The sequence below is a fragment of the Alteromonas sp. BL110 genome, from assembly GCF_003443615.1.
GTDB lineage: Bacteria > Pseudomonadota > Gammaproteobacteria > Enterobacterales > Alteromonadaceae > Alteromonas.
The window spans coordinates 1444732-1465284 of the sequence record NZ_CP031967.1 but is presented as its reverse complement, the minus strand read 5'-3'; the positions used below and the strand labels follow the sequence as shown (position 1 = coordinate 1465284).

Here is a 20553-nt window from a genome sequence, read left to right as displayed (position 1 = left end):
CCACGCTAAACAGGGTTTAATACTTCAGTTATAAGCTGAGGAGCCACAGATGAATAAAAATAATAAAGATACCGACACCATTAAAAACGTTATTAAAGCTTCTATTGCCGTTGCTTTCGCGCTCTTGTTAGGCATAGCGATTAACTATTTTCACATTGGCGAAGAAGATACGACTACAAAGGCCTTTGCTGAGCGTTTAGATACGTTCAAGCGGCATGTGGTTTCTTCACATTGGCAATGGCGAGTACGCCAACCTACCACTATGATAATGCTTATTCACTATGATGACTCAGGCAGCGAAATGAACCGATCGCCAGTTCGTATGAACCATAATGGGTGGCCCACGGCAGAAATGTCAGATAAGGGATGTGAAAAAATCTGGTCATCATTAGTGGCATCTCCATTACGAGTCGACGGGTTCAAAGTGCATGCAAGATACTACGCCGAGCTTGAAATGAATGAGGATAACTACTGGTGTCGCTTCAGTTTAAGTAAAGGAACCTACTTCGACTATTATCCAGCAAGCGGTTCGGTAACTGCCCTAGAAGACTAGTCAGGTATTCATATACATCCATATTAATATAAATAATCCCCTATGTAGGTATTTGGTTTATTTAGGTAATTAGTCTACTTTTGAGTTAGCGCCATGTCACAAACTGGCACCTTAAGGTATTGTTGATAATAAGATAATACTCGACACTAACGAATTAAGTAGACATATGCTTGCTAGCTTATTCTCTTCGCAAAAGAACAATACAACGCTCACTGTAGGTGTGTCTGTGAGTGCTGCTGAGTTACATATTGTCGCTGTCAACTTTGGGGATAGTGGTTATGTACTCAGTTCTGTTGCGTCTGTTCCCTTTGATAATCGGCAACCTCTTGAACAGCAATTAAGTAACGTGGCGCGTGATTTTGAAAAAGAGGCGTGTCGAGTCTCCGTCGTGCTTTCTCAAGAGATGTATCACATGGTTCAAGTGGAAAAGCCTGATGTACCGGAAGAGGACATCACGACAGCACTACCTTGGACTCTTGGCGAGCTGGTTCCTTTTGATTCTAGCAATATGGTTTTGGACTATATCGATTATCCAGTTCAAACACGAACCGGCGGTAAGAAAATAGATGTGTTTGTTGCCGATAAGTCTTCGCTTTCTTCACTGGTTCAAAGTCTATCGAAAAAGAAAGAGGTTAAGCTCACCCATATCCATGCCAAAGAAGCATTGGCTACAGAAATGGTGCCTGATGATGATTACGCGCGATTACTCATCATTCAAGAGCCCAATAGCGAACCATTTTTGATGATCGTACGTTCTCGTGCTATTTGGCTATCGAGACGGTTAAGGGGCTTTGTTAAAAAATCCGCCGCGCAAGAAGATCTGGCCCAGTTAAGCGATATGCTTGGGTTAGAAATCCAGCGTTCAATGGATTTTTACGAGTCGCAATTGAAACAGCCTCCGCTAAAAGAAATCTTATTCAGAACTCAATTTGATTGTGAGCCTGTTATCGAACGCTTAAAGCCATTTCAGCCTGCGGCTATGAAAAAGTTCGTTCCGCATCTCGAATTAGCTGATGTTGTTGAGCCCGCTTGCCACTTTGCCTTGGCCAGTGCACTTGTTGCAGCGAGGGAAGCACAGTGAAACGTACGATTAACCTTTATCACCCCTCGCTTAAGCCTAAAAAAGAGCGCTTACCCTTATCAAAGGTGCTTTGGGTTAATGGCCTAGCGTTTGGAGTAATGCTCATTGCCGTTGTGGCTTTAAATGTGATGCTAAACGCTAAACAAGAAAAAATAGAACAGCAATCTGCTTCAACCCGCCAAATCAATAACGAAATTAAAACGCTGAATGACGCGCTAGAGAAAAAGCGCGATACCAAAGCGCTTCAACAGCAGCTTGAGCAAATAAATGCCAAGATTGAAAACAGAAAGCAGTTGCTTGCCTATCTAGAAAGTGGAGAGCTGTCTTTTGACGCCACCAAGTATGGCGAAGTAATGGATGATTTAGCCGACTATCACAACCAAAACCTTTGGCTTACCAGCATAAACATAGATACTCAGAAAATTCGTTTGTTAGGGCAGACGGTGGCTCCGTCGTCTATCCCTCTTTGGTTAAAGAAGTTACAGCAGTCACCTTTCTTTCAAGGTAAGTCATTTTCATCAGTGAAGTTTGACGAAGTAGACGGTGATGAAAACGTGAAGCAATTTTTGATATCAACTGACTTTGAAGGAGATGCTGATGAGCCAGTACCAACAGCTCTCTGATAAGTTTTCTGCGCTTGAGAACAGAGAAAAGCAGCTTATTTTGTGGGTGAGCTTAGGTCTTATTATTTATCTGTTTTTTTGGTTCGGCGTATCACCAGCACTTGATGATATGTCTGCTGCTGACAAAACCGCTACTCGAAAAGAAAGTGAGTACAAGGCGCTAGTCATTCAGCGAGATGCCATTGTGCAAGCACTGACAGTCGATTACACGCAACGTATGCAACAGGAACTTGATAACGCGAGAAAAGAATTGCTTAACGTCGACGAAGCACTGCTTTCGTTGAACGAAGGCTTCGTGGCTGCCGACAGAATGCCTGAGTTGCTAATGACGCTGTTAAATGAAGAAAACAACGTGAGCTTGGTTAATTTTAACGTGGAAGCCACTCAAGCCATTCGTTTTGGCGAAGGTGAAACGCAAAGCACATCATTCTATCGTCACAATATGCGTTTAGTTATTGAGGGAAGTTACTTCGACTTGCGTAGTTACCTCGCGCGTCTTCAATCGGCACCTGAAAAAGTCATTGTGACTGACTTCGCTTATAACGTCGTCGAATATCCCAACGCATCACTGACGTTGGGGTTAGCGACAGTAAGCAATAACGCTACCTTCATTTCGCTTTAGGGAGTCTAGGTGAAGACAATGAAATGCTTCATATTTAGTTTGTTAGTGGTAGGCAGTGTTCTCAAGCCTGCAATAGCTTCCGTAGACCCAACCAAACCTGCCCAGTTCAAGGGGGCGAGTGCAAGCGAAAGCAACCTTTTAGATGGCGAGCTGGCACTGCAGTCAATTTTTAAACGCAGTTCCGGTTACAGCGCGATTATCTCAGGGAAATCTTATCGAGAGGGTGACACGCTCAATGAGTTCACGGTGTCCAAAATAAACCGTAAACACGTGATTATAACTGACGGTCGTCAGCAGAAAATACTAAGAATGTATGCATATGAAATTAAAAAATAGCCTTATTTCTAACGCACTGGTCCTAGCTGCGGCGTTTGTTATAGCGGGTTGTCAAACCTATGGTGTTGGCGAGGAAGTGAAACCGCATATTCGCGATGAACTCAACCGCTCCCAAAATGCACCTGTTACCAAACCAGCGCCTCCACCGCAGTTAAACCAAGAATTGCTGTCAGAAGTGGCTCGCTATCAGTCGCTACCCGCTCCTACCACTCAGAAGATGTTTGCAGTGTCCGCCAATAATGTGGATGTTCGCCCGTTCTTCGATGCGCTGGTGGAAGATACGCCATATAGCGTGGCTGTGCATCCAGCAGTGTCTGGTCAAATCAGTTTAACGCTTAAAGACGTGGCCCTTGATGATGTACTTACTATTATTTCAAGAATGTATCCGCTGGATGTATTTTTAGAAGGTAAGGTCATTCAGGTGATGCCGTCGCAACTAAAGACAGAATCTATCCCGGTTAACTTCCTAATGATCAAGCGCTTTGGTGTTTCGAACGTGAGCGTGATTGCCGGAGGCGTCAGCGAGCAGGATCAGAATAACGGTGGAAACAACGGCGGTATTAACGGAAACAACAATATCAGCGGTAACGCTCTGGGCGGTCAGAGTGGAGTAGGAGGTAACAACAATATACAGCAACTCAATGGTTCAAATATTCAAACCACCAGCGAAAACGATTTTTGGAGCGACTTGAAAGAGGCATTAAAAGTGCTGGTCTCGCCCACAGAAGGTCGCCAAGTTGTGGTTTCACCGCAAGCTGGTTTAGTCACTGTTCGTGCGCTTCCTAGTGAGATTGCCGTGATCAAGGATTTCTTAAAACAAAGCCAAGAAAGCCTGCAGCGTCAGGTGGTATTAGAAGCTCGCATTATCGAGGTAACTCTTGATGATGGCTATCAACAGGGCGTTCGATGGGATCGGATTGCCAGCGGTTTAACTGGCAGCCTCAATTTTGGGTTTAGTGGTGGGGCACTTGCTTCTAATTTTGCGGCAAACACTGCTGCGGGAATTGACCCAGCTATCAACGCAGTTAATGCTATCGGCAATACTATCTCTACCGATATCGGTGGGGTATCGACGTTACGTATTTCCCGCGGTGACTTTGATGGCGTTATCAATATGCTTCAAACCCAGGGCGATGTGCAAATGCTAAGTAACCCTCGAGTAACGGTAACTAACAACCAGAAAGCCGTTATTAAAGTAGGGCAAGATGAGTACTTTGTTACTGATGTGTCTACAAGTGAAGATGAGAGCACAACCAGTACTGAAAGCGAAAACGATATCGAACTTACCCCCTTCTTTTCTGGTATTGCGCTAGATGTAACACCACAAATAGACAGAAGTGGTTCTGTGATACTGCATGTTCACCCTTCGGTAACAGAAACGGCGGAACAGACAAAGGTTATCCAAGTTGGCGACCAACAAATCTTGTTACCGCTTGCACAAAGTAACATTCGTGAATCAGATACTGTGATCCGCGCCCGTGACGGCGAAATTGTAGTGATCGGCGGTTTGATGGAAACCGTTACCAGCGAGCAGGAATCTAAGACGCCGCTGTTAGGGGATATACCTATTATCGGTAACGCCTTTAAAAACATAGCAAAAACTCAGAGCAAGCGCGAACTGGTCATTCTTATTCGCCCTTCTGTGGTGCAGCCGGATACGTGGGAAAAACAGCGCCTTCGTACCCAGTCACTGCTTGATCAATGGTATAGAAACTAATTATGTACCAAGGCTTTTATCACTTCACAGAAATGCCGTTTTCGCTTACGCCGAATACAGATTTCTTTTGTGCGCTGGCGCCGCACAATGAAGCGTTAAAAGTCATTTTGTCTGCGTTAAGTATGTCTGAAGGTTTTATCAAAGTGACTGGTGAAGTAGGTACAGGTAAAACCCTGTTGTGCCGCAAACTGATAAACCACCTGTCGGACAAATTCGTAGCCTGCTACTTGCCGAATCCATACCTAAGTCCTGATGAGTTGCGTATAGCTTTCGCCAATGAGTTAGGTATTGATACAGGTAAAAACGAAGCTTCTCAGGGGTTACACAGTGCCATAGAGTCAAGGCTTTTAGCACTTAAGCAAGAGGGGCGGCAAGCGGTACTGATTATTGATGAAGCGCAATCGTTAAGCTGGGATGCACTTGAGATGCTGCGCTTATTTAGCAACTTAGAAACTGAGAAAAGTAAGCTGCTTCAAATCGTTTTATTTGGTCAGCCAGAGCTTGACGCTAACCTGTCAAACCCCAAGGTTAGACAAATCCGTCAGCGCATAAGCTTTTCGTACACGCTGCGTACAATGACGTCGGCAGAAGTGGACTATTACATAGGGCACAGGCTAACAACGGCCGGAGGCAGCGAACAATTAATTACTAAAGGTTTACGCGCTTTTATTGCGTTAGTCACCCGTGGAACACCACGGTTGGTCAATATTGTTTGCCACAAAATTCTTCTTCGTGCTTACGGGCAGGGTAAAAGCGCTGCGAATTGGCAACATACGATAAATGCTGTGTTTGATACTGATGACTGTAAGCGAAGGCTTGTTCCTAGACAAAGCATTGTTATTTTATCGATTGCTGCCGTTGCTGTAGCTAGTGCGCTTCACCTTTACGGGGCACCGGGCTTATGAGCATTTTAAATGACACTTTAAAATCGCTAGATGAGCGAAACCAGAGTGAAGATTTTGGTTTGCCACCTACGGTTCACGTCGCAAATCGCTCGATTTGGCCAAAAGCGCTTATTTTGCTCATTGTACTAGGTCTAGTTATATGGTTAGTGTTGAGCATTATGACTGGGCCTGTGGATAGTAATAGTGCTAGTAATACAGGTAGCACTGATACTGTTGCAAAAGTCGATATACCGGATACAGCAGCAAGCCCAATTCAAAATGAGCGCATTGAAACGGACAGTGAAAGTACTTCCAAGCAAGATGTCGATAGTGCCGAACATCGGTTAGAAGGCATGAAGTCTACGCCGTTATCCGAGCAAGATTTAGCAAATCAAAATACGCCGTCAGATGTGGCCGAGATTGTATTTAATAGTATTGATGAGACGGTAGCCGACGACGAGGCAGAATATAGGCAGCGTACGCAAGTTGCTAGTTCTTCAAGCCTAAACTCGAATACCCAGTCAAATAAAAAGTCAGATAAAAAGGCAACCGAAGTTGAAGACGAAACCATATCTGCCGCAAACATATCAGTAGAGACAGAAGAAACGGGCTCGGCAGTAGTGAAAGCCTCAGGCTTAACCCAAGAAAACGCCAATATACAAACGGCCAACAAGACAAACGTTAAAACAATCGGTGAATTAAGCACGTCCAGACCAGAAAGCATTATTTCACGTCAGCCCACAATCGACGTTACGCCGAAATCACCAGCGCAGCAAAGCGCTATTCATTTAGAGGCAGGGCTCAAAGCTTACAACTTTGGTATTTTCGACGAAGCGCAAAAAAGCTTTACCCTTGCACTGTCTACTTACCCGCAAAACATCGAGGCCCGCAAACAATTGGCCGCGCTTTATTTTGGTCAAAACAACAACCTACAGGCGTTACAGGTACTTTCAGAAGGCGTTGTGATGTCGCCAGAGTCGTTAGTGTGGCGCGAACTCATGGCCAAAATTTTGGTTCAAGAAAGCCGTTTTGAAGAAGTACTGAACCTTATGCCAGACAGCTTAGATGCTAAAGCACTGGCTGAAAAACGTATCGATTACCTGATATTAAAAGGGACGTCTGCTCAAACAGTTAATAAACCAGAACAAGCTATCTCGGCGTTTAGCGCCATGACCTCGCTACAACCGAATAATGCAAAATGGTGGCTGGCACTGGGCGTTAATTACGATGCACTGTCTGACAAGCGTTTAGCCATATCTTCATATTCCAAAGCCCTTGCGATTGGTGACCTCTCTTCTACATCATCGCAATATGCTAGTGCCCGCCTAACTGATTTACAGGAGCAGCCTTAATGCGTCCTCGATTAAAGATGCGCCTCGGCGATTTATTAGTTCACGAAAATATTATCACCAGCGAACAGCTTGATGATGCGCTATCGGCGCAGCGTTCATCTGGGCGCAAACTTGGGGATACGCTTATTGACCTAGGGTTTATCAGCGAGCCTCAACTTCTTCGCTTTCTCGCTCAGCAGCTCAATATTCCTTTTTTAGATATTACCCAGCGTCGAATCGATCCAGAACAAGCACAACTTATCCCTGAAACTTATGCAAGACGTTATCGCGCGCTAGTACTAGAAGCTGACGACGATGAAGTGCTGCTAGGTATGAGCGATCCCACTGACTTAGGGGGCCTCGACCAGTTAGGACCGCTTATTGCGCCCCGTAATATTGAACTAGCAATAGTACAAGAGAATCAGATGCTGGAAGCGTTTGACTCGGTTTATCGTCGTACTCAGGATATTGCGTCATTCGCTGAAAAGTTAGGTGAAGAGTACGCCGATGAAGCCGACTTTGAACTCTCTGCCTTAGACGATACCACTTCCGATGCCACAGTAGTAAAGCTACTACACTCTATTTTTGAAGATGCGGTTCAGGTGCGCGCCTCTGATATTCATATCGAGCCGGATGAAAATATCCTGCGAATCAGACAGCGTGTAGACGGTGTATTGCAAGAAAATACGCTAAACCAGGTAAAAATTGCCTCGGCATTGGTGCTTAGGTTAAAGCTAATGTCTGGTCTCGACATATCAGAAAAGCGTATTCCTCAAGATGGACGTTTTAATATAAAGGTGAAAGGCCACACCCTTGATGTACGTGTTTCCACCATGCCTGTAGCCAATGGCGAAGCGGTGGTTATGCGATTGCTAGATCAATCCGCAGGTCTTCTGACGTTAAATCAGACGGGTATGCCTGATGCAATGGCCGAAAAGTTTCGCGCTGCCATAAACCGACCTCATGGCATGATCTTGGTTACTGGACCAACGGGTTCGGGTAAAACCACCACCTTGTATGGCGCACTAAGCGAGCTCAATAAGCCCGATTTAAAAATTATTACCGCCGAAGACCCCATTGAATATCGCTTGCCTCGTATAAACCAAGTACAAGTTAACTCAAAAATTGGCCTCGACTTTGCGTCTATTTTGCGTACCACCCTTCGACAAGATCCTGACATTATCATGGTGGGGGAGATGCGCGACCAAGAAACCGTAGAAATAGGGCTTAGAGGCGCGTTAACTGGCCACTTGGTATTGAGCACGCTTCACACCAATGACTCTGTAACTAGCGCTATACGTCTTATCGATATGGGGGCAGCGCCCTATCTAGTAGCTACTTCACTACGCGGGGTATTGGCGCAGCGTCTGGTACGCCGTTTATGTGAAAACTGTAAAGAGGAGCGGGCGCCCAGTGCGCAAGAGCAAGCTTGGGTTGGCTTCTTAAAACCAGAATTAGCAAATGCGACCTTCCACAAAGGTAGAGGCTGCAATAGCTGTAACCATACAGGCTACAAGGGTCGTATTGGTGTTTTCGAATTTTTAGAAATGAACGAAAACATGATGGAGGCCCTGCGAGATGATAATACTCAAGGTTTTGTTGATGCCACAAAGACTAATAAAGACTTTGTGCCCCTTTCACATATGGCACTTGATTATGCCGCAGAAGGTAAAACCTCGTTAGATGAAGTTTTTAAGGTGGCCGAATTTGTGCCTGAGGTAGTGAACCACTAATGCCTCAGTTTAGTTATGCGGGTAAAACGGCTCAAGGTGGCCCTCAAAAAGGCATTATTGAGGCTGCGTCTGCCCAAGCAGCGGCGCAAGCCTTGTTGTCTAAAAACATTGTTCCTATTTCAATAGAAGAAACTAAAAAGGCAGCGAAAGCGAGCAGTGGTTTAGACATAGGTCATCTATTCGAACCTAAAGTGGGATTGGATGAGATGATCATCTTTTCTCGACAAATGTACTCGCTTTTAAAAGCGGGTATTCCAATTATTCGGGCAATTAAAGGGTTAAGTGAAAACGCCTCGCATAAGCGTTTCCAAGAGATTTTAAAGGACATTGCCGATCAGCTTGAGCAAGGCAGAAGCTTATCTTCGGCTATGTCGAAGTATGAAAAAGTCTTCACGCGGTTAACCATTTCTGTTGTCGTAGTAGGTGAAAATACCGGTAAGCTGGACGATGTTTTCCTGCAATTAGCGCTTTATTTTGAACGGGAACAGGAAACGCGAAAGCGCATCAAATCGGCGTTGCGATACCCCACTTTTGTTTTGATAGCACTCGCTATTGCCATGTTTATATTAAATCTTTTCGTTGTGCCCGTTTTCACACAAATGTTCGAGCGGTTCGACACCGAGCTACCCATAATGACTCGCGTTTTAATAGGAACTTCAAACTTCTTTGTAAACTACTGGTGGTTAATTTTAATCGTATTAGTTGGAATAATTTTCTCTGCTAAACAATACGTTAATTCGACTAATGGACGACTTAAATGGGACAAATTTAAACTAAAGTTGCCTGTCGTAGGCAGCATTATTGAGCGATCATTATTATCAAGATATAGCCGTAGCTTTTCTATGATTTTACGTGCAGGTGTGCCGTTGACGGCGGGCCTGTCACTAACAGCGGATGCTGTAGATAACGCTCATATGCAAATGCGCATTAAAGAGATGCGCCAAGGCATAGAAAAAGGCGAAAGTTTGCTGAGAGTTTCGAAAAATAGCGAACTGTTTTCTACACTTGTACTACAGATGATAGCTGTGGGTGAGGAAACGGGTCGATTAGAGCCGCTTTTAGAAGAAAGTGCAGACTATTACGAACGTGAAGTCGATTTCGACCTTAAGAGCTTAACCGCCAAGATAGAACCTATTTTGATCGGTTTTGTGGCGGTCATGGTGTTGATACTGGCGCTTGGCATCTTTACACCAATGTGGAACATGATGTCGGCGGTGAAAGGCGGGTAATAGGTTTACTTCAATGGGGTAAAACGTGGCTAGCACTAGAGCAGGGTTATTTAACTTTATCGTGATCGGGTTGGTGCTCGCTGTTTTGGCTACATCGTACGTGTATCACGCAGCACCAGTGATAGAAGAAGCTGAACAAGTAAACAAAGAAAATGCAGTGGCTCAGTTTCAGCGGGTTGTTATGTTAGCCAGGGCCCAATGGATAAAGACGAAGCAATCCACGGTTTTGATTTACGAAACTGATTTTGATGCCAGTGGCGGCATAAAGCATCAAAAAGAAGTGGCTGCAGAGTTATTTGTAAATACAAAGGGTTGGCCTGAGGGGCTGGAACCGAATCGAGGAAATGCGTGTGAATACATGTTCACATTGGCCACATTAAGAGAGTTTGATGTGTCGTCTAAAATATCGGTAAGCGATAAATACGTAAACGGATATTTGCAATGCGCATTCTTTATCCAAGACAAAGTTTGGTTTGAATACAACGCCGGTAGCGGCGTAGTAAGAGAAAGAAAAAGTTAACTAGGCGTCGGAGTTATGCGCTTATTTGTAATCTAGGAGATGCTATGAACACGAGACAACAAGGCTTTACGCTAATAGAGCTCATCATTGTTGTAATTATTTTGGGCTTGCTTGCGGCTACGGCGCTACCGCGTTTTATCGACGTTACTGATGAAGCACGAGAAGCCAGTGTAGAAGGTGTAGCAGGTGGCTTCGCCGCCGCTGTTGGTCTTGTGCGCGCACAGTGGGAAGTGGAAGGTCGCCCCAGTGGCAACAATGGAAACGGCAATGGCACAGTAGTCACTTATGACCAAACGCCTGTGGGCGTTGACGGCACCATTGGCTACCCTACCGGCAGCTCTACTGGTAATACGCTTATTTCTACGGTTAACAACACCGAATGCAAAAACACATTTGACCTAATCTTACAGTCGGCGCCTACCAACACGACATCAACGAACGATACGGTTGTTGCTGACTTCAGATACGCGGTACGTTCAGATGACTCTGGCGCAAATACGCTTTGTGTTTACTACTTAGTCGAGTCTATGGGCTTACCTAATAATTCAGCACCAGCAGACGGCACGCCTGACGGTACCTCGTTTGACGGTTTCACTTACAACCCAGCCACTGGCCAGGTTACTGTTTTTTAATTAATACTCAGGAAGTTTGATTATGCAAAAAGTATCAACACAACAGGGTTTCACCCTAATCGAGTTAATCATTGTTATTGTATTGCTGGGTATTCTAGCGGTAACCGCAGCACCTAAGTTTTTGAACCTTCAAGACGATGCGCGTGATTCTGTATTGCAAGGTATTGCTGGATCAATAGAGTCAGCAGCATCTGTTGTTTACGGTAAGGCCTTAATTAATGGCGAGGCGAGTGCAGCAACAGGTTCGGTTAATGTAGGGAACGGCACGACTATTAATACGGTTTATGGTTACCCAGATGGTGGAACGGCAACCAACTTGACCAACCTTTTAGATGCAGATATTGATAACGCTGGTGACTATTTGACTACTACTGTCGCTGGTTCTGACCCTGCTGAATTACTAATTTATTACAAAGGTTACACAGGTTACAGCACGACTGCTCCTACTGCAGCTAACGCACCATGTACGATTACTTACACGAATTCATCTGGTGAAGGTGTTCGTCCAACCATCAATGTTGTTTCTTGCGTCCAGTAATGTGAAGAAAAACGGTTTTACACTAGTAGAACTTATTATAACCATATTGGTTATTGGGGTGCTGGCGGTAACCGCCGCACCCCGCTTTCTTGGTAGCGACACCGAAGAAGCCATCGCGCTTCGTGACAGAACCCTTCAGCTAGTGCGCAATATGCAGCTTCGCGCTATGCAAAACGTACAAGACAGCAGCTGCGTGAAAATAACGAGTACAGTTATTGCTCCCCCTGCAGGACACGATTGCGCAAATGCTCTTTCCACTGCTTTTGATGACGACCAAGTTATCAATGCTTCTAATACTGATTTCACTTTTCAAACTGCAGATGAAAACGGCGATAGCTTTTCTCAAATTCAGTTTGACGGATTCGGCCGACCAAGCAATATTGCCTGCTCAACTAACTGCAAAATTCAGATAAGTACCTTTACCCTGTGCTTGCAAAGTGAAGGAGCTATTTATGCGTGCTAGCGGAATGTTTCCTACGCCTAGAAAACGCAGTGAAGGCTTTACTTTATTAGAGCTAGTAATTGGTATTGTTGTATTTACTATCAGTCTAACAATAGTGCTGTCGCTTATTGTGCCCCAGGCTGAACAAACGGCTGAGCCATTTCGTCAAGTAAAAGCTGCGAAGTTAGGTCAGTCGTTAATGAACGACATTCTAAGCCGCTCCTATGATGAAAACAGCGACAGAAGCCCGCCTTTCGAAACCTGTAATGCCAAAGGAAATTGCTCAACAACACTCGGACCTGATGAAGCGAGTGAAGACGACTATGACGATGTTGATGATTACAACGGCTATGTGGTTAGTAATGTGGGAGGAAACTATAACAATTTTAGTTTTGCAGTAACGGTAGATTACGACAGTGACTTAGATGACAGTACGCCAACAGACGGTCAAACGTACAAGCGTATTGATATAGCTGTTACCGCACCAGACGGCCAAGTCTACAACTTCAGCGCTTATCGAGGGAGCTATTAGTGACTCCACGAAAAGCACAGCGCCAGCGAGGTTTTACGCTTATAGAGCTTATTTTAGTTATCACCATTTTAGGCGTAATTAGTGTATCTGTGGCGCAGGTCATTTCTTTAAGTGCACAAATCTATATAACCGGTGCAGAGCGTACTCGTCTTGTTTCAGACGCGCGCTTTATTATCTTGCGACTGGAAAAGGAGCTACGCAATGTGGTGCCAAATTCAGTGTCGTTTGATGCGAGTTTAGGGTGTCTGTCTTATTACCCGATTAAAGAAAGTGGCACCTACGTAGGTGATGCGTTTAACAACCCCATGCACGTGGTTGTCTTCAATAGTCAGTTGAGTGAGGGTGACACCCTCGTCATTTACCCCACAAACCCGCAGAGCGTGAATGATAACGGGCGAACCATAGATGCTATTGCGGATGCGGCTTCTGAGCCGACTAGCGATAATCAATATGATCTTACGCTTAGCGCCGCGAACACACAATCCTCTCCAGGCAAACGCTTCTTCGTTCCTGAAGAACAAGTGACAATATGCAGAACATCTACCGCGCAAGGAGAGCGTTTAATAAGAAACCAAGGTGCTCACTCCGGCGTTATAGGTACTAATGTGGCTTCGTGGAGCGCGAACGTAGTAACCGCGGGGCTACGACAAAATGGTCTTATAGAGCTGCAAATGACCTTAGAAAGCAGTGATGATGAGCTGATATCGGTTGTACACGAGGTTCACTTCCCAAATGTGCCATAAAAATACGCGACCAAACTTTTACCATAGCAAACACCGACGGCCTGTCGGTCTATGTCATTCGCCAGTCCGGCAAAAAGGTTCTACGACTATCGTGGCTATTATTATAAGCATTGTTCTTTTAGGGCTTGGTATTGCATTGTCTAATCAAATTTCATCAAACATCCGTCAGCAATCTATTGAATATTATGGCGCTCGCGCTTATTTAGCCGCGCAGAGCGGAATGGAAGTTGCGATATCGAGACTGATTAACGGAAATAACCCCGGGTGTAGTGCTATTACTCAGCCAGTAACTATCAGCGCAGCTAACGTGCAAAATTGTACAATTACACTATCTTGTGAGCTGGAGCCCGAGGTTGAAGAGCCAGAGGTAGCCGCTGGTGAAATTAGAGTATATGCATTAGGGGCAGAAGCGCAGTGCAGCGCAGGGCAACTTGAAACCTCAAAACGCGTTCTTGTTGAAGTAAGGCAGGAAGAATAATGACACACCGTATATCTCTTTTTCGAGCCCTATTTATTGGGATGCTATCTGTATTAGCTTTGCCCGTGCTAGCCGTCCCTCAAATCGAAGGCAGGTTCATCGAACTCCAAAATACCTACAATAAAGCTGAGTGGACAACCATAAGCTTTTCGCAGGTGTACGACGAGCCGCCAGCGGTATTTATGCTATCGACCAATCAGGGGGGGAACCCTGCTATTGTTAAAATCCGCAACGTTACCAGAACTGGTTTTGAAGCACTGCCGCTTGAGCCCTCTGGTGAAGATGGCCCTCATATCACTATGGGAGGTCATTACTTAGCTATTGCCTACGGCGTTCATGAATTTCCTGACGGCGATATCGTTGAAGTGGGCAAAATGGAGGTGGGTGCTGATACTATACAGGCATCGGTAAATTCTCCTTGGTACGAGCCCAATGGGCCATTGAAGGTTGGCGAAGAAGACGCGCGATACGCACAAGTGCCACTGCAAACAGATTTTGGCGAAAAGCCGGTATTTTTCCATTCGCTTCAAACTGTCAATAACCAAGTTGATGTACGAGGGGAGGCCCCCCCTGACACTTATCTTCTTCCTTATTTGACGGTGGCTGCGAAGTACGACGCTATTGGCAGCAATGCCCAACCGCCTACTCCTCAGCTCAGCCAAGCTTATTTTGTTGCACTGGAGGCATCAGAAACGCTCTATGAACCCGTTACACGCACAGAGACACTGGCATATATGGCAACTACAGAAGGCGATGGCCGCGCTTTCTTTGACGACAACGGGGTGCAAGTTGATTGGGAAGCATTCTTTGCCGATGACCAAATAGTGGGGTGGAGTGACAGGTGTACGTACAATTTTTATAGAAATAATTATGCCCAAACGCCTCTTGTTGCTGCCAGTAAAATTAGTCGCAACGGTGGCGATGGGGGATGGTTGAGAAGCTGTGGTGTAAATAGTAACCGTTTAGGTCTTCGCGTTGACGAGGACAGAAGTCTTGATAGTGAACGAAATCACGACCCAGAAGATGCCAGTATCATTGCGATGACTTCGGAGTTTGTTTTTAGTGGCGAATTCCCTAGCTGTGAGGTTGCTTTCCCCGGCGCTTTGGCTACCTTCGGAGGCTCTGAAATTTATCTAGGCGCTGATAGCCGAGTCTTTGATGATAACGGTGGGGTTTTAACTACCCTAGGTATTACTAGTGATTCAGATACTGCCGAGACTTTTCCTAAGTGTGGTGAAAATGCCGTTGCATGCTTTCCTTCAAATACGGATGCGCTAAGTGAATCTCAAGCGCGTGCTATACCTTCCATTACTATTGATGACAGTGGCCCAGGAATTACGCCGGGGGATTTAGCCGGGGATTATTACTTCAGTCGAACTACCGTTAACATGGGGTTGGGCATTTATAATGTTATTGCACCAACGCGAATTTATATCAATGATCCGGGGGATAACCCTTTAGGGGTTTCAACGATTTTCTCGATGGTAGATGCAAGCATAAATGTCGCTGACGGCGCTTACCTTGCTATCTATGTCAACGGCGATGTAGTGATTGATGGTTCAAATCCACAGGCTGTAGTGCTTGCAACAGGAAGTATAACGTTTGTAAATGTATCAGGCGAAACCATTGTGGGCTCTTTTACCGCAGGTGGTGGTATAGACTCGCAAGCAGCGTTAAGTGTTCAAGAAACGGCCGTTCCAAGCAATATACCGGGCATTTGCGGGCGAGAAGTTATCGAGGTATTGAATCACTATCGATTTGAATTAGCCGACAATAGGGGCAGTAGTTGTGCCGCGAAAGAAGTGACATTAAAAGCGTGTGCGGACGTTAATTGTGACTTGTTGTATTCTCAAAGCGCAACAGTAGGCCTATTACCAAGCTCCAACAATTATACATGGGCGCCAAGCGACAGTGTTACCTTCATTGGGCAAACATCACTTACCATAGATAGCCTAAACGGAAATGACCCCACGCTCGCTACTTCAGGCGAATCGCCTTCGTCACAGCTTCGATGCTTTATCGGTGGCGCAGAGGTAAACCTCAATAGCTGCAAGGTAAATTTTGAAGCTGATGGCCTTACCTTTAAAAACCTTACAGACAATAATGATACCTTGCTCACTCAATTGTCAGGTAAGCCTTCGGATGTGGGCTTCAACGAGAAGCAATATGCTATTGAGGCTTGTGGAGATACAGACTTACTTAGAAACAAGCTTGTAGATGTTGAATTGAATTACAACTGTGGAAGCGCGTCTACCTGTTCAAATAAACTGGTATTTGAAAATAATGGCAATGAATATGAACTAGGAACGAGTTCAGAGACATTCTCGCTACAGTTTGACGATAATTCGCAGGCTATTTTTTCTATTCAGTATCCTGATGCTGGCGAACTATCCCTAAGTGCTGAAATTGCTGATCGTAGTCCTATTTCTGGATCATCCAATACTTTCATAGTTAGGCCGTTTGGTTTTGCTCTTGATATATTAGACGATTCAGGTAGTGCGACAAACCCAAATGGCTATGCGAACAACGCCAACGATTCACTACTTAAATTAACGGGTGAAGATTTTATTCTAGGGATAAAAAGTGTGCAGTGGGTTGATGGTGAAGACGCCAATGATGATGGTATTCCCGATAATTATGGGCAACTGCAAAACAACCGCACGGCAGAGCATTTCTCTGGAAGCGTTTCGCTTTCGCCTACCACTTCACTACCAGCAGGTGGAGCCACAGGTACGCTAGCTGGAGCTGAAAGCGGTGTACTCTTTGATGATGAAAGTGAATTAAATATAGCGTTAAATTACAGTGAAGTCGGGATAATAAGTATTGCCGCCACAAGTAACTACCTCGCTAGTACTACAGTAACAGGCTTAGCATCGAACGTAGGTCGTTTTGCGCCCTCAAACTTTACTTTGTCTGGCGAAGTGACCCCAGCTTGTAGTGCAAATGGAAACTTTACTTACTTTGACCAACCGCTTCAGAGCGTTACCTATACCCTTGCTGCAACAAATCATTTGGGCTCGGTTACTCAGAACTACTTTGCAGGTTTTGATAAGTTAAACGCTATGGGGCTAGAGATTGCCTACGACACGCCGCTAACAAGGCTAGACAGGCTTATTAATGACGATACCGGCATGTGGCCGCAAAGCGGGGCTACAGGTGTATTGAGTGTTATCGATAACGACGTGATATTTACGCGTTTGGGGAGTTCTGCAACAGATACAGACGGACCTTTTGAGGATACGTCGCTAGTGCTAACGTTTGCGTCGTCACTTATTGATGGTGCCACGGTAAATAACATTTCTTGTGATAGCGATTGTGTTGCCATTATTGATAACGATTTAATGTTCGCCTATGGCCGAGCCACGCTAATAAACAATTACGGCGGAGCTGATGAAGCCTTGTTGCTTCCCCTTCGCACCCAATACTGGGATGGTCAAACGTGGCGCATAAATACGTATGATAGCTGCACAGATTTTGCCCACGCAAATATCAATGACGCTTCCGGTGAGCTAGTTTCCTCTGAAGACGGAACCCTTAATGAAGGGGCGTATACCACCGGTGAAGGCATGCGTTTATCATCGCCAAATGGGGCGGGTAATTATTCTGTGACTTATACCCCTGACGCTTGGTTACTGTGGGATTGGGATGGGGATGGCGAAGCTGATAATCCGCCTAGCGCCACGCTAACCTACGGTGTTTATAGAGGGAACGACAATATCATTTACAAGCGTGAGCAAATTAACAATTAACCAGAAAGGTGTGTTATTTGGTTGTGATATTGCGTTCAAAGAAGGGCATCGCCCCACCTATATAAAAAAGACTTGTACAATCCATGGATTGTTTTTTGAACCTTCCATTTTTCATGGGGTCATTAGTGGGTCTAAAGTAGGAATCAATCGATTAACGCGTAAGTGCTATGCCTTTATGGGGCAGACGCAGAATTTGCTTGTTAATAAAGTAGTTATTTTGGCTCTAAGTGACAGCATCACTTGCCCAAAATTGCCCCCATTGTTAAAGTGTGCGAATAAATATCGACTTCACGTTAAAGCGTCGCCATCTCACCTTTGCAAATACGCGTTAACATAGGAACAGGAATACACACTTCATGTTTAAAAAGCTTCGAGGCATGTTCTCTAATGATCTGTCCATCGACCTCGGAACAGCTAACACGCTGATTTATGTAAAAGACCAAGGTATTGTTCTAAACGAGCCTTCAGTAGTAGCTATTCGTCAAGAGCGCGCAGCAGGACCGAAAAGCGTTGCTGCAGTAGGTGCAGAAGCTAAGCGAATGCTTGGTCGTACGCCAGGCAATATACGTGCTATCCGCCCGATGAAAGACGGTGTTATTGCCGACTTCTACGTAACTGAAAAAATGCTTCAGCACTTTATAAAGCAGGTGCATGACAACAATTTCTTGCGTCCTAGTCCACGCGTATTGGTATGTGTACCTTGTGGTTCAACACAAGTAGAACGCCGAGCGATTAAAGAGTCTGCACTTGGAGCCGGAGCGCGAGAAGTTTATCTAATTGATGAGCCAATGGCTGCGGCGATCGGTGCAGGTCTGCCTGTATCAGAAGCGCAAGGTTCTATGGTAGTAGATATCGGTGGTGGTACTACTGAGGTTGCTATCATCTCACTAAACGGCGTGGTCTACTCATCTTCTGTTCGTATTGGTGGTGATAAGTTCGATGAAGCTATCATCAACTATATTCGTCGTAATTTCGGTTCTCTTATTGGTGAAGCTACTGCTGAGCGTATTAAACACGAAATTGGCGCGGCATATCCAGGCGAAGAGGTTCGTGAAATTGAAGTTCGTGGTCGCAACCTTGCAGAAGGTGTACCTCGCGGATTCACGCTAAACTCAAATGAAATTCTTGAAGCGCTTCAAGAGCCGCTGACGGGTATTGTTTCTGCTGTAATGGTGGCGCTAGAGCAGTCTCCGCCAGAGCTTGCGTCTGATATTTCTGAGCGCGGCATGGTACTTACCGGCGGTGGAGCACTTCTTAAAGACCTAGATAGGCTACTTATGGAAGAAACGGGGATCCCAGTGGTTATCGCTGATGACCCGTTAACCTGTGTAGCACGCGGCGGTGGTAAGGCTTTCGATATGATTGACCTTCACGGTGGCGACCTGTTTAGCTACGAATAAACAGGAAAGGCAACCGTAAGGTTGCCTTATTTGTATCATGGATACTATTTTTACTCGCGGCCCTTCTCTAAATATCAGGCTTACGCTGGCGCTTGTGCTGTCAGTAACACTGATATTTGTTGATCATAAAATGGATGGCTTCAAGTCTACGCGGGTGTACCTCAATTCCTTAATGAGCCCACTTCAATACATTGCTAATCTTCCCGGATTGATGCTTAGCGAAAGCGCACAACGCCTTACCTCTAAAGAACAGTTACTTGCAGAAAACCAAACGCTTAACAATCAACTGCTGTTGATGAGTGAAAAACTTCAGCAGTTCGAGGTTATCGAAAAAGAAAACGCACAGCTTCGAGAATTGCTGCAAGCACCTGTGCGTCTATCTTCAAAAAAGATGGTTGCCGAACTGATGGCGGTAGATAAAAATCCCTATAGTCAGCAGGTTGTCATTAATAAAGGGGCAATAGATGGGGTATATCCATCGCAACCGGTCCTAGATGAAAAAGGCATTGTGGGCCAAGTCATGGAAGTGGGGTCAACCAACAGTCGCGTATTGCTGATTGCTGATGTGACGCATGCCATTCCCGTGCGCTCTCTTCGAAATGATATCCGCTTTATTGCCACCGGCAGCGGGGCTTTGAACGAGCTGTATCTTGAGCATGTACCGCACAGCGTCGATATTCAAGAAGGGGATACGCTTATTTCATCGGGTTTGGGTAAAGTATTTCCAGAAGGTTACCCGGTAGCAACGGTCAAACAGGTAGTGAGAGATGAAAGTCGCCCTTTTGCTCGGGTTATTGTTACACCGATGGCGAATTTAGACAGACTTCGCCATCTTTTGCTTTTATGGCATGAAGATGGCCCATCTCAAAAGTCTGAGCCAGATAAGGATGAAAAGGTAAATAAACCTGCTACCAACGAGGAAGAGTCTTCAGATGCGTAAACGTAACCTCGTTATTTGGTTAAGCCTGCTAGTGGCGCTGGTACTGCAAATTGTTCCTTTGCCCACTCAAGTCGATGTGTACCGCCCCGACTGGGTGCTCGTTGTGCTGGCATACTGGAGTATGGCATTACCCCACAGAGTGAACGTTGGGGTAGCATTCCTAACTGGCGTTGCAATGGATGTGCTCGTCGGCACAACATTGGGCATTCACAGCTTTGGTTTGAGTATTTGTGTTTATGTGCTGGCTGCCAATTACCAGAGGCTCAGAAATTACTCCGTGTGGCAGCAGGCAATTATCATTGGTCTACTTGCTTCGCTTTACCATTTATTGACGTTTTGGGTTCAGCACCTCTTAACGGATATCTATTTCCAAGTCGATTACCTGTGGCCAGTTTTAACGTCTATGGTGCTTTGGCCGTGGGTGTTTTGGCTCCTTAGGCGCACGCGTAGACAACTATCAATTTCTTAAT

General features: G+C 45.3%; 21 protein-coding genes. All 21 read left to right on the top strand.

Features of this window, described 5'->3' with window-relative positions; translation table 11 throughout:
* Nucleotides 1–49: 49 nt before the first annotated feature.
* The gene (locus tag D1814_RS06385) at nt 50–553 is read left to right on the top strand and encodes a hypothetical protein (RefSeq protein WP_118490631.1); all 504 of its coding nucleotides are present in this window, start codon (nt 50–52) and stop codon (nt 551–553) included.
* Between the two features lie 166 nt (nt 554–719).
* Nucleotides 720–1634: an agglutinin biogenesis protein MshI gene (locus D1814_RS06380; protein WP_118490629.1), complete on the top strand. Its 915-nt coding sequence runs from the start codon at nt 720–722 to the stop codon at nt 1632–1634.
* Nucleotides 1631–2257 carry a PilN domain-containing protein gene (locus tag D1814_RS06375; RefSeq protein WP_118490627.1) on the top strand — a complete coding sequence of 209 codons (627 nt, stop codon included), beginning with the start codon at nt 1631–1633 and terminating at the stop codon, nt 2255–2257. The genes D1814_RS06380 and D1814_RS06375 overlap by 4 nt, the downstream gene beginning before the upstream one ends.
* Nucleotides 2232–2879 (top strand): type II secretion system protein M, encoded by a 648-nt coding sequence (locus D1814_RS06370; protein WP_118490625.1) that lies wholly within the window; start codon nt 2232–2234, stop codon nt 2877–2879. Before D1814_RS06375 ends, D1814_RS06370 begins: the two co-directional genes overlap by 26 nt.
* A gap of 18 nt (nt 2880–2897) precedes the next feature.
* The gene (locus D1814_RS06365) at nt 2898–3215 is read left to right on the top strand and encodes an agglutinin biogenesis protein MshK (protein WP_118490623.1); all 318 of its coding nucleotides are present in this window, start codon (nt 2898–2900) and stop codon (nt 3213–3215) included.
* Entirely contained in the window at nt 3199–4932 is a 1734-nt protein-coding gene (gene mshL / locus D1814_RS06360) for a pilus (MSHA type) biogenesis protein MshL (RefSeq protein ID WP_118490621.1), read from the top strand. The genes D1814_RS06365 and mshL overlap by 17 nt, the downstream gene beginning before the upstream one ends.
* Nucleotides 4933–4934: 2 nt before the next feature.
* Nucleotides 4935–5837: an ExeA family protein gene (locus D1814_RS06355; RefSeq protein ID WP_118490619.1), complete on the top strand. Its 903-nt coding sequence runs from the start codon at nt 4935–4937 to the stop codon at nt 5835–5837.
* A complete protein-coding gene (locus D1814_RS06350; RefSeq protein WP_118490617.1) occupies nt 5834–7168 on the top strand; it encodes a tetratricopeptide repeat protein in 1335 nt (444 codons plus the stop codon). Before D1814_RS06355 ends, D1814_RS06350 begins: the two co-directional genes overlap by 4 nt.
* Complete coding sequence (locus D1814_RS06345) at nt 7168–8880, top strand: GspE/PulE family protein (RefSeq protein WP_118490615.1); 1713 nt, start codon at nt 7168–7170, stop codon at nt 8878–8880. The genes D1814_RS06350 and D1814_RS06345 overlap by 1 nt, the downstream gene beginning before the upstream one ends.
* Nucleotides 8880–10109 carry a type II secretion system F family protein gene (locus D1814_RS06340; RefSeq protein ID WP_118490613.1) on the top strand — a complete coding sequence of 410 codons (1230 nt, stop codon included), beginning with the start codon at nt 8880–8882 and terminating at the stop codon, nt 10107–10109. The genes D1814_RS06345 and D1814_RS06340 overlap by 1 nt, the downstream gene beginning before the upstream one ends.
* Before the next feature lie 25 nt (nt 10110–10134).
* A complete protein-coding gene (locus D1814_RS06335; protein WP_118490611.1) occupies nt 10135–10629 on the top strand; it encodes a hypothetical protein in 495 nt (164 codons plus the stop codon).
* Nucleotides 10630–10673: 44 nt separating this feature from the next.
* Nucleotides 10674–11261: a prepilin-type N-terminal cleavage/methylation domain-containing protein gene (locus D1814_RS06330; RefSeq protein ID WP_118490609.1), complete on the top strand. Its 588-nt coding sequence runs from the start codon at nt 10674–10676 to the stop codon at nt 11259–11261.
* A gap of 22 nt (nt 11262–11283) precedes the next feature.
* Nucleotides 11284–11799, top strand: a complete 516-nt coding sequence (locus D1814_RS06325; protein WP_118490607.1) for a type II secretion system protein — start codon at nt 11284–11286, stop codon at nt 11797–11799.
* Complete coding sequence (locus D1814_RS06320) at nt 11753–12262, top strand: type II secretion system protein (protein ID WP_232368990.1); 510 nt, start codon at nt 11753–11755, stop codon at nt 12260–12262. Before D1814_RS06325 ends, D1814_RS06320 begins: the two co-directional genes overlap by 47 nt.
* Nucleotides 12252–12773, top strand: a complete 522-nt coding sequence (locus D1814_RS06315) for a prepilin-type N-terminal cleavage/methylation domain-containing protein (RefSeq protein WP_118490604.1) — start codon at nt 12252–12254, stop codon at nt 12771–12773. Before D1814_RS06320 ends, D1814_RS06315 begins: the two co-directional genes overlap by 11 nt.
* Nucleotides 12773–13516 (top strand): type II secretion system protein, encoded by a 744-nt coding sequence (locus D1814_RS06310; protein WP_118490602.1) that lies wholly within the window; start codon nt 12773–12775, stop codon nt 13514–13516. The genes D1814_RS06315 and D1814_RS06310 overlap by 1 nt, the downstream gene beginning before the upstream one ends.
* Before the next feature lie 91 nt (nt 13517–13607).
* The gene (locus D1814_RS06305) at nt 13608–13994 is read left to right on the top strand and encodes an agglutinin biogenesis protein MshP (RefSeq protein WP_232368989.1); all 387 of its coding nucleotides are present in this window, start codon (nt 13608–13610) and stop codon (nt 13992–13994) included.
* Nucleotides 13994–17743: an H-type lectin domain-containing protein gene (locus tag D1814_RS06300; protein ID WP_118490598.1), complete on the top strand. Its 3750-nt coding sequence runs from the start codon at nt 13994–13996 to the stop codon at nt 17741–17743. Before D1814_RS06305 ends, D1814_RS06300 begins: the two co-directional genes overlap by 1 nt.
* Nucleotides 17744–18099: 356 nt before the next feature.
* On the top strand, nt 18100–19143 hold the full coding sequence (locus D1814_RS06295; protein WP_118490596.1) for a rod shape-determining protein: 1044 nt from the start codon (nt 18100–18102) through the stop codon (nt 19141–19143).
* 37 nt (nt 19144–19180) lie between these two features.
* Nucleotides 19181–20083 carry a rod shape-determining protein MreC gene (mreC, locus tag D1814_RS06290; RefSeq protein ID WP_118490593.1) on the top strand — a complete coding sequence of 301 codons (903 nt, stop codon included), beginning with the start codon at nt 19181–19183 and terminating at the stop codon, nt 20081–20083.
* Entirely contained in the window at nt 20076–20552 is a 477-nt protein-coding gene (gene mreD, locus D1814_RS06285; protein ID WP_118490591.1) for a rod shape-determining protein MreD, read from the top strand. Before mreC ends, mreD begins: the two co-directional genes overlap by 8 nt.
* The last annotated feature ends 1 nt before the right edge of the window (nt 20553 follow it).